Genomic DNA, 13,280 nt, shown 5'->3' with positions numbered 1-13,280 from the left:
CCCCTCCGGCCGGCAAGCCAGCAGAATCCTCTACCTCGGACTGCCACGAAGCCGGTTCCTGGCTACCCGCCTTCCAAAGCTTCGCGGAAATCGTCGTGGACGATTCACCCGTCACCTGCGTCTGCAGAGTGAAGCTGTCGCCAGCCTCCCACGACACTCCCGACAGAGGCGTCGTCTGAAGCACCGCACCGCCACGCTGCAAGACCAACCACACATCGCCATTACCACGCAACCACGCCAGCACCATGTACGCATCGGACCCATCGACCCGCGCCCGCATACCCACATAGGACGCACCGTCCTCAGGCCCGACATCGATTGAGAAATCAGCCTGCGCACTCACATCCTGCAACGACAAAGACCCCAGAGTCACATTTCTCGCCGCAGCCGGCGCCAACTCAAGATGCCCTTCACCATCAGCCACCGACGCCGCCGAGGCAGGACCACCACTAACGGTCCACATCCCACCAACATCAGCAGAACCCCACCCGCTCGGCACCGAACGACCAAAACCATCAGAAGCAGCCAGGGCTATGTTCTCCACGTGCACTGTCTGCGACATGTGGTCAGTAGCACCGAGACTGTCCGTAACAGTAAGAGTTATCGTGTAATCGCCCGGAGAGGCATAGCTGTGGGAGGCCGTGACTCCAGCATCGTCCCCGCTGCCATCACCCCAGTCCCAGCTGTAGTCCAGGCTCGCCCCGTCGGTGGCGCTCGATATCGTCGCGTCAACGAAGACATCGAGACGGTCTGATGTCAGTGAGAAGGCAGCTTCGGGGGCAGCGTGCTCCACCGTGACGGATTGAGAGACAGTGTCGGTCGCCCCTCGATCATCAGTCACAACTAGTGAGATGGTGTACTCACCATCGGTCGCATAGGTATGGGTGGCCGTCTCTCCGGTTCCTGGCTGGCTGCCATCACCCCAGTCCCAGTCGTACTCCACGATCTCACCGTCGATGTCGGTGGAACTTGTTCCGTCCACGTTCACCGTAAGACCATCCACCTGGGTCTCCAGGCTCGCCGTGGGCAAGACGTTAGCGGCCTCTACAGTCACCTGCTGGACCGACGTTCCCGTGAGTCCGCGACTGTCAATGACTGTCAGCGCGACGGTGTAGGTACCGGCGGTTTCATATGTATGGGTGGCTGTCGGACCACTTTCCGCAGGTGTCCCATCACCGAAGTCCCATGAGTAACCCTGAACTGTGGCACCAGTGTCGGCCGTTGAGGCCGTTCCGTCGACGTTGATCTCGAGGTTGTCTGTCTCGACCGTGAACTCCGCTGCAGGTGCAGTCAGCTCCAGTCCCGTCGCATAGTGCGTCGCGACATCCTCAGCGGTGAGCGCACCCGAATACACCGCGACCTCGTCGATGTCGCCCGCGAAGTATGTCGATGACGGTGAGTTCGGCCAGCCGCTGATGGTGTCTCCGCCTATGCGCCAGTAACCGTTGTAGATATCTCCAGATCCGGCGGTTGGATCCTGCCCGGCCAGCGCGCCGTCGACATAGAGTCTGATTCCTTGCCAGCTCTGCGTGGCAACGACATGGTGCCACTCACCATCGTTGTACGCACTGGAGGAGGTCACCGTCTTGGTCTGGTTCGGGTATACCCCGAACATGAGGCGACCGTCGTTACGCATATACACATGCCGGTCGTAATTCGAAGACGAGCCGCTGCGGGAATTTCCGAATCCAATCAGCTTCCCACCTCTGTTCGTACTTGTCTTGAACCACAGTTCCACTGTGAAGTCAGTGTTGCCCGGCATCGCCTGCGAAGTGGTCACGATGCTGGAGGAACTCCCGCTGAACGTGGATGCGCTCTGACCTGTGGCACCTCCGACCGCTCCTGGTGTGACGGTGCTGACCGATCCGATGGTGGGTGGGTTAGTGCCCGCCCAGTTGCTGTCGATCGAACCGAGCGGGTAGTAGATCTCGGCTCCGTCCGCGAGGACCATGTCGGCGTAGTCTGAAGACGTCGCTGATCCTGCAGTAGCGGTCACCGCTTGGCTCGTGACCGAATTGCCGTCTGCATCGACCGCGCGGACCCTGTATGTGTGCGAGCTGCCGGGAGACAAGCCGCTGTCGGTGAGAACAGCGGACCCTGTCGTCCACCATCCAGAAGGAAAGACCTGTGATGCCACAGGGGTCGATCCTCCGTCGCGCAGCAGCTCATATGTCAGGTCGCGATCATCGCGGTCCCAATTCGTCTTGATAGTGACTTGCACTTGTCCTGCGGCGGCTCCGGTGGCCGTCGGCGCCCCCCATTCGGAGCTCGACAACTGTGGTCGCTGGTTCGCTCCGCCGGATGGCTTGGTGGAAAAACGTACGATTCCCTCATAGCGCAGGTTGTTCACGCTGGTGAACTCGCCAGCTATGGAGATGAAGTCACCTGCACCAGTGATGGACAGTCCAGCCTGCCCCAGTCCGGAGGTCCGACCAACCGTGAAGTCGGGATACCACGCGTAGGCTGACGGCGACGGCGTACCGGACCAGTCCGCATAGATGTTGCTCACACCCATGCTGCGGGTCAGCGTTCCTTCGGCCGTGGTTGTGAACGCCTCGGCGTAGCGGTAGGTTCGCGGGCTCTGCTCCGGCCACAGATTTCCTGTCTCGCAAGCGTGCGCGTGACTCGTCGCGTACACAACCGAACCGGTGGAGTACACGCCATAGTGATCACCGTGGCAATCGACCACCCAGCGGATGTCACCGGTGCCCGCGTCCGCCGCGAACACTCCCTCGAGGTTTCCCGTGTTCACGTCCGCAAACACCCACCCGGTACCGTAGATTCCTCCCGCGTCAGTTCCGAGACCGAAGATTCCAGCTTTTCCTGACGGCGCCCCGTTCTTGACCGTGTAGGGAGCAGCCCATCCGGTGTCGATTCCACCACTGGTGGGCTCGAGCGCTACCAAGCCACGCTGCGTCACTCCGTTGACCTGAGAGAATCGCCCGCCTGCGACGATGTGCGCAGCACCTGGCTCGATCACGAGCGCGTCGATCTGCAGGTCAGTGGTAGGAGCCCAGGGGCGCAGAGCTCCGTTCGAAGCATCGACTGCAGCGAGGTTCTTCCGGGCAACGCCGTTGACCTGAGTAAACAGGCCGCCCATGTAAATGGTGTTTGCCGTCACCGCTAGCCCGTAGACTCCAGTTCCGCCAATCGCCGGCGCGAAACCTGGGATCAGTTCTCCAGTACTCGCATCAAGTGCCGCAAAGTTCCAGCGACTCTCTCCGTTGACCCGGTTAAAGGTGCCTCCGATGTAGAGACGTGTCCCGTCTGGCGACGGCGCGATCGCTCGAATCACGCCATTGACTTCTGGCGCAAACGGCAACAGGTCGCCGTTAGTGATGTCGAAAGCCAGTATGTTACTGCGCGGTGTCAGATTCGTGCCAGGTGATGCTAGTGGCGCACGTGCGTTTGAGAATCCGCCAGCGGCGTAGACAGTCGTTCCAATCGTTGTTTGCGCCCAGACGTAACCGTCCTCAATCTGCACCGTAGGCAGCGGATCAGCAGTAACGACTTCGTCGGTGCGCTGCAAGAAGGGCGCCTTGCTCTCCAGGACAGCCGCCTGGGTTGGAGAAACAATGGCGACCAAGCCGAATAGCACCATCGCGGCAACCGTGGTCGCGCTGAGGAGAGTGCGGCCACCGGGGCGTACGCGGCGCGTGGAGAGTGCCATATCAAGAGACCTTTCCGGAGAAGATCGCGACTGGTTCGCCCGCCGCGTAGTTGATGGTGACCTCGACCTGGCGACCTGCCGCGTCGTCGAGCATGAATACATAGCGAGCCTCGGCGCTCTCACCGGGACCGATGGAACCGGCGAACGGTTCCGGTTCTCCAGCAGTAGTGCCGATGCCAAGTGTGCCGTCACCCGCTACCAAGGTGACAACAGCGGAGTCGAGACTCTGGTCTTCGGTGGATCCGTTCTTAGCCATGATCGTCACGGCGACCGCTTCTCCCGAGGTCTCCCCCGGAGTCTGCGCGGTGACCTCGAATGCCTTCACTCGGGAAACGTCGATCTCGATACCAGTACCGAACTCGATCGGCTCGCCAAGATCTGCTGACTCGCTAGGAACCGGCGCGGGCGTCACTGGCCCATCAGTGGCATCCGGATCCACGTCTGGCGGCAGGATGATCGTCGCACTGGGCGAAGGAGTCGACGGCGAGGAGGTCGACGGCGAAGGCATGGGACCCGTAGACGTAGGTGATGGCGTCGAGGTCGCAGTCGGCTGGGATGTCGTCGGCTCATCGGAACTCGATGATGAGCAGCCAGCGAGCGCGATCACCGCGAATGCAACAGCGCACAGCGGCGGCATCGAACGGATTACTCGCCGTTCACCATTGACAACTTTCACGGATTGTCCAAGTCCTCGTCCGCAGACCATAGAACTGCGGAGCACTGGGTGAAGTATAGCGCTACCGCTTTGTTTCGTCGACGCTAGCGACCACAAGAGCAGCCAATTGCTGTGCGCTCTGCTCAACGGCATGGATCGTCCTCTTGTGTACCGACCTCCAGGCGTTGTGGCCGTCGGGAATATCGAGCGGATTGACGTTGCGGCGTCGAAACGGTCGACGCCCGGCGCCTGCGTTCATGGGCCACAAGCCGCGCTGACCATCGAGCTCGGAGACCAACGCGTCGATGGCCGCGAATCCATCGCCATGGGGGCGAAGTTGTACGCCTGAACCTAGCCACAGCGCCTCCGGCAGTGTGAAGATCCGACGACGAGAGCTCGGCACGAGGGCCACCGCTTCGCTACGAACATCTCGAGCCGCCGTCAGTACAAGATTTGCCTCCGCGATCTCTTCGACCTGCACAGCGTGCGCACGGTGGGCATCCGCCCAACGCCGCCATTGGCGGTCCGCATGTGCTCGACTAACTAGCGTGCACGCGCGGAGCCCTTCCCTTGCTCGCACGCCCGCGGACTTCACTGGCATGGACTCGAGAAGAGGATGGCTTGCGAAGGTGCTCCTGATTACGTACTCGGCTAGGACTGAGCGGCACACATTCGCTTCGCACAACACCAGGACTCCGCCTCGTAGCGCCCTCATGGCCATGACCCCAGCCGGCAGTTGCTAAGCGGCACGTCGCCCAGGCTCTCTTCGCCGCACGTCGCCATCACGTCGCCAGAGCCGTTCACAGGGATGACCCCAACCGATGCGAACGCAGTCATGGCTGAGACTCGGTCCGGTCGAGGTCACGAACCTCTCCAAACCACTTCACAGCAGCCAGACCAAGGAATAGACCATTCGCAATGGCCAGCGCTGTGTACACGACGAGAAACCCTGCGGTCCAGCCCCAGAGTATGAAGCAGAGGCACAGCACTCCATAATCGGTGGGCAAAAGCACCATCGACCTCCGGAAGGTTCCACCTCCTCGTGCATGTGTGGACGCCACACCCTTCTTGCTCTTGAGCAGGTCGTTCAGCAGCATGCCAAAGAACGTCGTCACTCCCACCACGCTGTAACAGAGCGGTACCACGAGCCATCCCTCGCCTACTCCTGACCCGTGTCGCCACAGTGCGACCAGCACCACAAGGTGCAGGGCAGCGAGCTTGCCGGCATCAACGAAGTGGTCCAACCACTCACCAGCAAGGCTGCCACCGCCTCGGAGACGTGCGAGTTGACCGTCAGCCGAGTCCCAGGCGTATCCAAACGCCAGCAGTCCCGCGACCAGCAGCCCGTTCCACCAGACCGCGGGGAGAACTATCAAAAGGACGAAAGCTGCGACGGTGTGCCCGGCACTGACGAAAGTCACTTGATTTGGGGTCCAACCCCAACTGTGCGCGAGGGCGGCAAGCGCGCGACCAATCTTTCGGTTCACGTAGACGGAGTAACCCGGCGCGCCACGGGCATGCCCCTTCTGGGCCGTCGCCAGATGTCGGTACGAACCGATGACCGATCGGGCTACCACAGCTACCCCATTCTCGGCACGACCAGGGGGCTGATGGGCAAGCGTGCCGACACCAACCAAGTGTATACCCCTGTACTTGCGCGCAGAGCCTGATTCAGCCATGTAAGATGTGGCCGTGCGGTACATCGTTTCGGAGACCGCTCGAGGGGCACGAGCTGAGAGCCGAGAAGGTGGGCCGGTGAAGACTGAGAGCGGAGGATGGACGCTCGCAAGTGCGGTAGCTGCCATCCGTAAACTCTGGTGGCTCGTCCTGGGATGCGCGCTGGTTGGCGGCGCAGCGGGGACTGCGATCACATTGACAACCACGCCGCAGTATCAGTCCGCAGCGTCCCTATACTTCGCTGTGAACCAGGTTTCAAGTGCCAACGACTTGAACCAGGGTTCGACCTATACGCAGGCGCAAATGCTGTCCTTCGCCCGGCTTGCGACATCATCGCGTGTGCTGAACCTAGTCATCGACGACCTTGACCTGAACGTAACGCCGCGCGAACTTGAGCGAAGCCTTCGAATCAGCATCCCCCCGGACACCTCGATCCTCAATGTGCAGGCCACATCCAGAAGCGCTCACCTGGCAGCGGATATCGCAAACTCCGTCTCGCACCAGCTCACCGAGGTTGTGCACGATATTGGTCCGACTAGAGCTGATGGCGCACCGAGCATCAACGCCACGGTGATCGACGAAGGGACAGTCCCTCAATACCAGGCATTACCCAACAAACCACGCGATGCGGCGCTTTCGACGGCACTGGGCCTGATGGTGGGCCTTCTCGCCGCGTTTGCGGTGACTCTTGCAGACACCCGCGTGCGCAATGAGGCTTCATTGGCTCTCGTGACCGATGCGCCCTTGCTCGGCACGATCACGCGCGGACCTCGGCGTGCGGACATCGGTCTAGTTGCCGCACGTGATCCGCACAGTCATATTGCTGAGGACTTTCGCCGGGTCCAATCAGCTCTCAGCTTCGCGAACGTCGACGGTGCAGCGAGGCGGCTCCTAGTTACTTCCACATCACCTGCTGAGGGCAAGTCGACGTTCGCAGCCAACCTCGCCGTCACTTTGGCCGAGCTCGGCGAAGATGCGCTCCTTGTGGACGCAGACCTACGCCGGCCGAGAGTTGGAGAGATCTTCGGCCTCGATCAGAATGTGGGCCTGACAGACGTGGTGCGCAGTTCGATCACCCTGGACGATGCGGTGACAGCCTGGCGGCAAAGCGGTCCGGACTTGCTGCTGTCGGGTGAACGTCCACCGAATCCCGCTACCATCCTGACGTCGAACGCTTTCGCAGAGATGCTCACCGAGGCGACCGCGCAGCACGACGTACTACTTGTCGATTCCCCGCCCGTGCTCAGCGTGGCAGACCCGAATCTCCTGGCACCTCTGGTTGACGGCGTCGTGATCGTGGTCGATGCCTCGAAAACACGCAGAGCTCAGCTACGCTCGGCCATCCACACGCTGGAGGGTGCAGGAGCAACCATCATGGGCGTCGTGCTGAACAAGGTTAAGATGCCACGCGGGCGCCCGACGTACTACACGACGCACGCGAGCAACACTCGTACTCGGACGGTACGCCGACGATAGCTATTCTCCATGGCGCACGACAGCCATGACGGCCTCAGCCACGGCTCTCTGATACACCTCAGGTGCATGCCGGCGTAACGCTTCGGCTCGTGCCGAGTAGAGCCGAGGCACGATTTTCGCCCAGTTGTGACGCATTCGTCGGATCTCAAGAGCGATCTGCTGCGGACTGTCGGACTCAACCAAGGCCGTAGTTGGATACCCGGCGACCGCTTCGGGCAGCCCGCCAGCTGTGCTCGCCACCACCGGCCGCAGTGCGAGTACTCCTTCGACAGCCGTGTTGCCGAAGGGTTCAGCCACACGAGAGGGGACGATTAGCACGTCGCATGCGGCCAGGGTAGACCACACCTCGGGGCGAAACCCGAGAAATTCGACCTGGACCTGGCTAACTGCCGCGAGGTCGCGAAGCTCTTGCTCGAACCACTCGTAACCGGTAAAGACCGACCCGAGCAGAGTCACCGTCACTGGGCAGCCGCTGCGCTGGAGTTCATCTGCGGCACGGATGACCAGATCGGGGCCCTTCCGCGGCGAGAATCGGCCGACATAAAGGATCCTCATTGCTCCACTGAGCTGGTCACGCGCTGGCTCAGGGTCTGCGGGCGAGTCGACGCCGTTCAGCAGAACGTGCGACTTGGACGCGACTGCCGGTAGCGCCCTTCGAATTGTGTCGCGACTAAATCTGCTGTTCACGAGCACTTGACGCGATGCGAGATGCGGTGCGTAAAGCATGGCGTTGACCATCCGGACACCGCCTGACTCTGCCTCGTGCACATGGCTCACGACCGGCACGCCGCGCAGTCGCGCAAAGATCGGCCAGAGTGGTGCAATGATCGTCGAGACGTAGACAGCATTGGGGCGAAGCCGCCGCAACAGCCGAACGGTGGCGCCGGTGCCAGCGACGAGGTCACGAATCAGTTGGAGCCAACCGCGTGGACGAAGCAGCCGCTTCCGCAGTACGAACATCCTGGTGATGACCACCTCCGCACCAGCTTCGCGTAGACGAGCGGCAAGAGGTCCGGCTGCCGGTAGTGCGACGACGACCCGAGAGCCATGCCGGAGGAGTCCCCGGACGCTCTCCAACAGCATCCGGTCGGAGCCGAAGAGCTCGGCTCCCGGGTGCACGGCAAGAACGAGCGGCTGACTTGCACTCACTCGGTTTGCTCCTTCGTCCCGGTCCAGTCCTTGGCGCGCCGCCCTGCGCGGCGCGCCCGCGGGTGAATCGATGCCCCGCGGGCGAGACGCTCGGCGAGCTTCTCGTAGGAGTCCGTCACCTCGTCCCACCGGAAGCTCGTGCGAGCTCGCTCCTGTGCACGATGTCCGCGTTCGGCGACGAGCGTGGGAACTGCCTCCGCATCTTCCACTGCTTGCGCGACGTGCTCAGCGGTCTGGAAGAACCAGCAATCGCTGTTCAACACCTCGCGATTGAACGGGACGTCGAACGCGATCACCGCGGTGCCGGCGCCCATGGCCCGCAACAAGGAAGGGTTCGTCCCGCCGACGGAGTGGCCGTGCACGTAGGTGAATGCAGCGGCGTAGAGCGCGTCGAGCAGTTCCTGGTCGTAGACAGCGCCGAGCAGCCGGATGCGGGTGTCCTTGTCTGCTATGCGCTGGATCTGCTGGGTGTACTCGGCGCTGTACGGGGCAGACCCGACCACGACCAAAGGCAGCCGTCCGCCGCTGCGGTGGTAGCCCTCGACGATCTCCAGCACGTGGTTCTCCGGTTCGAAGCGCGCCACGATGAGGTGATAGCCGTCCGGTTCAAGCCCAAGCTCGGTGAGCCGGCCCTCGGCTGGGTGCTCCAGGATGGGTGCGCCATAACGGATCAGTTCAGTGGGGACACCGAACTGGTGGTCGTAGTAGTCGGCGATGCCTGGCGCATCAGCAATGAGCGCATCTGCAGTACGGACCCCGTTCTGCTCGGCCCAGCAGTAGTACGCCCTCCCGCGAGCTCCCCATTTCGACCGGCGCCATTCCAAGCCGTCCATGTGGAGCGCAACAGGCACACCGCGAAGTCTCAACAATGGCACGAATGGTGAGTTCGCGGCGTTGAAGACAAATGCCACGTCTGGGCGTCGGCGTAGGGCCAGGTGCACCGTGGAGAAGGCCGTGTGGCTTAGCGTCTCCAGCTGCTTCTGCGGCACAGCGGGTAGGTGCACAACCGCCATACCGAGGTGGTGCTTGGTATCTCGGTCCTGGCCACGGGTGTATACCGTGACGTGGTGGCCTCGGTCCGCCAGACGTCGCCCGACCTCTTCCACTGCGGTCTCGAACCCGCCGTAAGCAGCCGGCACGCCTCGCGTACCTACCATCGCGATGCGGAGTGGACGACGGGTCATCGGTCGCCGTCCAGCTCGGTCGAGGTCCGGAGGTAGTCGGCGAGCGCGCGCGCACCATCAGCAGGCATGAATCCGGTGGTTGCGATCTTCGCCAGGTCCAAGACGCTGCACGATGGGCGGGGGGCGGTGGCAATTCTGCTGCCATCGGTGTATTCCGCCGTCGTGACGTCTGTGATGCGCGTGGGGTCATGACCGGTAAGCCGGAATACCTCGCGGGCGATGTCGGCCCAGGAACGTGGCTCCCCGCTGCTGGTGACGTTGTAGGTACCAAAGGGAGCACCGGCGTCGAGCAGGTGTGCGATCGCCTCGGCGAGCTGGTGGGTGAAGGTCAATCGGCCTATCTGGTCTGCGACCACTCGCGGTGCGACCTCACGCTCGGCCAGCTTGCGCATGGTGCGCACGAAGTTGGCGCCGTCCCCGATCACCCAGGAGGTGCGCACGATGTAGTGATGAGGCACAGTACGGACCACTGCGTCACCGGCTGCTTTGGTCTGCCCGTAGACGCCAAGCGGCGCGACAGGGTCGTCCTCCCGGTACGGTCGAGATGTCCTGCCGTCGAACACGTAGTCGCTGGACACGTGCACGAGGGTGATGCCGTGTCTGGCAGCAACGTGCGCGAGCTCATTGACGGCGGCGACGTTCACCGCCCATGCCTCGCGTCGGCCCTCGACCGTTTCCGCATCGTCAACGGCAGTGTAGGCAGCCGCATTGACGATGGTCTGGTAGTCCTGCCAGCGTCTGGCTGTACCGACGGTCGCGGCAGTGAGGTCCAGATCGTCGCGGGCCGCATACTCGATACGTGGATTCGTGCCCCAGTGAGCGCGTAGGGCGCGACCGAGCTGGCCATCTGCCCCGAGCACGAGCGTCTTACGAGGGGCTACCGGCACCACCTCGTCAAGGTGCGGATGGGTTGCGTCTTTGGCCGAGATCTCGGCGTTCTTCAGCGGGACTGGCCAGCGGATCTTGACAACAGGATCGTCCAGATTGAGGAACGTATAGGCGGCGTCCGCAGACCAGTGCGCGTTGACGAGGTAGGTGTAAGCGGTGTCTGGCTCAAGGGTCTGGTAGGCGTTGCCGACGCCGCGCGGCACGAACACCGCGCGGGAAGCGTCGAGCTCACAGGTAAACGTCGTCCCGAAGGTCTCTCCGTCGCGTAGGTCGACCCAGGCGCCGAAGATCCTGCCGGTCGCGACCGAGACAAGCTTGTCCCACGGTTCGGCATGGATGCCGCGCGTGGTACCGGTCAGGTCATTGAAGGATACGTTGTTCTGGACGGGACCGAAGTCGGGCAGACCGGCGGCCGTCATCTTCTCCTGCTGCCAGTTCTCCTTGAACCATCCCCGATTGTCTCCATGTACTGGAAGGTCAACTACAAGCAGTCCAGGGATGGGTGTGACAGTGGTACGCAGCGTCCTGCCGTACTCGACCATCACTGCCCCCTGCGCGCATAGAACGCTTCGGTCGCATCCTTCGCCGGCGCCCACCATTCCTCGTGCTCGCGGTACCAGGCGATAGTGTCTCTCAGTCCCGCAGCAAAATCAGGAAAACGGGGCTGCCAGCCAAGCTCGGTGCGCAACCTCGTCGCGTCAATGGCGTAGCGAAGATCATGACCAGCTCGGTCAGTGACGTGGTCATAAGCGTCCGGTCCCTGTCCCATCTCGGCAAGGATCATCTCGACGACTGCCTTGTTGTTCTTCTCCCCGTCGGCACCGATCAGGTACGTCTCACCGATCTGGCCGTTGTCGATGATTGTGAGTACCGCGGATGAATGGTCGTCCGCGTGGATCCAGTCCCGGACGTTCAGTCCCGCTCCATACAGCTTCGGTCGAATACCACGGATCACATTGGTGATCTGCCGTGGGATGAACTTCTCCACGTGCTGGTAGGGACCGTAGTTGTTCGAGCAGTTGGAGATTGTGGCGCGGACACCGAACGACCGGACCCATGCGCGCACGAGCATGTCGGATCCTGCCTTGGTGGCGGAGTACGGCGAGGACGGGTTGTAGGGGGTGTGCTCAGAAAATCGGAGCGGGTCGTCGAGCTCTAGGTCGCCATACACCTCATCCGTGGAGACGTGGTGGAGGCGGACGTCATGCTTGCGGGCAGCCTCCAGGAGCACATAAGTCCCCACGATGTTTGTGTCCAGGAACGGGCGCGGGTCGTGCAGCGAGTTGTCGTTGTGCGACTCGGCAGCGAAGTGCACGATCACGTCTGCGTCACCGACGAGTGTGTCCACGAGCTCGGAGTCCGCGATACTGCCGTGCACGAATCGCATCCTCGCCTCGTCCAGACCAGCGAGCGAGTCCTGGTTGCCGGCATAGGTGAGAGCGTCGAGAACGGTCACGTAATGGTCAGTGTGCGCGAGCACGTGGCGGACGAAATTTGACCCGATGAATCCAGCGCCGCCGGTGATCAGTAGATGCTTCAACGATGTCCTCTCTCCAGGAGGCTGAGCAGGTAGCCCCCATAACCCGACTTGACCAGTTTCTCCGCACGATGCCGAAGATCGTCATCAGTGAGGAAACCCTGTCGCCATGCGACCTCCTCCGGAGCTCCGATCTTCAGACCGGTCCGCCGTTCCATCGTGCGGACATAGTCAGCGGCATCAGTCATCTGGTCGAAGGTGCCGGTATCCAGCCACGCCGTGCCGCGGGGCAGCACCTCGACCTGCAGCTTCCCTCGGTCCAGGTAGTGCTTATTCACATCTGTGATCTCGTACTCCCCGCGGGCGCTCGGTCGCAAAGACCTGGCGATCTCTACGACGTCGTTGTCGTAGAAGTACAGTCCTGGAACCGCATAGTTGCTCTTCGGTCGAGCCGGCTTCTCCTCCAGAGAGATCGCCCGGCCGGTGTGGTCGAACTGCACCACGCCGTATGCCTCAGGGTCTGCGACCCAGTAGGCGAACACGGCGCCACCGTCTACGTCCGCGAACCGGCGCAACCGGGTGCCCAGTCCCGGCCCGTAGAGCAAGTTGTCGCCCAGAACCAGAGCGACGTGGTCCGCGCCGATGAAGTCGGCCCCGATTGTGAACGCTTGAGCTAGCCCATCCGGCGAAGGCTGCTGCGCGAACGTCAATGAGACGCCAAGCTGCGTACCGTCGCCAAGCAGGCGTTCGAACTGGTCGGCGTCATGCGGCGTGGTGATTACCAAGATGTCCCGGATCCCGGCGAGCATCAGCGTCGAGAGTGGGTAGTAGATCATTGGCTTGTCGTACACCGGGACGAGCTGCTTCGAGACTCCCTGAGTAATTGGGTGCAGTCGCGTCCCAGATCCGCCAGCGAGAATGATGCCTTTCACACATATCCCTTCCAGAGATGTTGCTCCTCGTGTCTGCTCTGACAAATTGAGGAGGCGTCCACATGCGGATCATTTTCGTCACCCCGCACCGGGAGACCTTGAGCGCAGCCGGAACCACCTAGCGACACGCGACAGCCCGTGTCGCGACCGGACGAGATAAACGCCGCCATCA

The 13,280-nt window shown here is 62.2% G+C and carries 11 protein-coding genes; 2 read left to right on the top strand and 9 right to left on the bottom strand.

Annotated elements, in window-relative coordinates; translation table 11 throughout:
- Both K338_RS25475 and K338_RS20825 read right to left on the bottom strand, forming a co-directional pair.
- On the bottom strand, window positions 1-3,670 hold a 3,670-nt coding region (locus K338_RS25475), incomplete at its 3' end, for a PKD domain-containing protein (protein WP_157612255.1).
- Between the two features lies 1 nt (window position 3,671).
- On the bottom strand, window positions 3,672-4,109 hold the full coding sequence (locus K338_RS20825; protein ID WP_157612253.1) for a hypothetical protein: 438 nt from the start codon (window positions 4,107-4,109) through the stop codon (window positions 3,672-3,674).
- A gap of 13 nt (window positions 4,110-4,122) precedes the next feature.
- Here K338_RS20825 and K338_RS25470 point away from each other — a divergent pair, with 13 nt between their 5' ends.
- The gene (locus K338_RS25470; protein WP_157612251.1) at window positions 4,123-4,398 is read left to right on the top strand and encodes a hypothetical protein; all 276 of its coding nucleotides are present in this window, start codon (window positions 4,123-4,125) and stop codon (window positions 4,396-4,398) included.
- A 9-nt stretch (window positions 4,399-4,407) separates the two neighbouring features.
- Here the strand turns inward: K338_RS25470 and K338_RS24995 are convergent, their stop codons facing one another.
- Both K338_RS24995 and K338_RS24990 read right to left on the bottom strand, forming a co-directional pair.
- Window positions 4,408-5,040: an arsenate reductase/protein-tyrosine-phosphatase family protein gene (locus tag K338_RS24995; RefSeq protein ID WP_169579523.1), complete on the bottom strand. Its 633-nt coding sequence runs from the start codon at window positions 5,038-5,040 to the stop codon at window positions 4,408-4,410.
- A gap of 118 nt (window positions 5,041-5,158) precedes the next feature.
- Window positions 5,159-5,746, bottom strand: a complete 588-nt coding sequence (locus K338_RS24990) for a CDP-alcohol phosphatidyltransferase family protein (RefSeq protein WP_342662708.1) — start codon at window positions 5,744-5,746, stop codon at window positions 5,159-5,161.
- A 334-nt stretch (window positions 5,747-6,080) separates the two neighbouring features.
- Here K338_RS24990 and K338_RS24985 point away from each other — a divergent pair, with 334 nt between their 5' ends.
- On the top strand, window positions 6,081-7,478 hold the full coding sequence (locus tag K338_RS24985) for a tyrosine-protein kinase domain-containing protein (RefSeq protein WP_169579522.1): 1,398 nt from the start codon (window positions 6,081-6,083) through the stop codon (window positions 7,476-7,478).
- On the opposite strand, the gene K338_RS24980 is transcribed toward K338_RS24985, so the two are convergent.
- From K338_RS24980 to rfbA, 5 genes are read right to left on the bottom strand one after another with little or no spacing between them, the layout of a single operon-like run.
- Window positions 7,479-8,597, bottom strand: coding sequence for a glycosyltransferase family 4 protein (locus K338_RS24980; protein WP_245542907.1), 1,119 nt, complete (start codon window positions 8,595-8,597; stop codon window positions 7,479-7,481).
- A 26-nt stretch (window positions 8,598-8,623) separates the two neighbouring features.
- Window positions 8,624-9,811 carry a DUF1972 domain-containing protein gene (locus K338_RS0106090; RefSeq protein WP_027286497.1) on the bottom strand — a complete coding sequence of 396 codons (1,188 nt, stop codon included), beginning with the start codon at window positions 9,809-9,811 and terminating at the stop codon, window positions 8,624-8,626.
- Window positions 9,808-11,241, bottom strand: coding sequence for a dTDP-4-dehydrorhamnose reductase (gene rfbD / locus K338_RS0106085; protein ID WP_027286496.1), 1,434 nt, complete (start codon window positions 11,239-11,241; stop codon window positions 9,808-9,810). The genes K338_RS0106090 and rfbD overlap by 4 nt, the downstream gene beginning before the upstream one ends.
- Window positions 11,241-12,239, bottom strand: a complete 999-nt coding sequence (gene rfbB / locus K338_RS0106080; RefSeq protein ID WP_022917290.1) for a dTDP-glucose 4,6-dehydratase — start codon at window positions 12,237-12,239, stop codon at window positions 11,241-11,243. The genes rfbD and rfbB overlap by 1 nt, the downstream gene beginning before the upstream one ends.
- Window positions 12,236-13,108, bottom strand: coding sequence for a glucose-1-phosphate thymidylyltransferase RfbA (gene rfbA / locus K338_RS0106075; RefSeq protein ID WP_022917289.1), 873 nt, complete (start codon window positions 13,106-13,108; stop codon window positions 12,236-12,238). Before rfbA ends, rfbB begins: the two co-directional genes overlap by 4 nt.
- Window positions 13,109-13,280: the final 172 nt, after the last annotated feature.

The sequence above is a fragment of the Ruania albidiflava DSM 18029 genome (assembly GCF_000421225.1).
Classification (GTDB): Bacteria; Actinomycetota; Actinomycetes; order Actinomycetales; family Beutenbergiaceae; genus Ruania; species Ruania albidiflava.
Note: the sequence above shows the minus strand (reverse complement) of the source record. Positions and strands in the feature narration are given on the sequence as shown.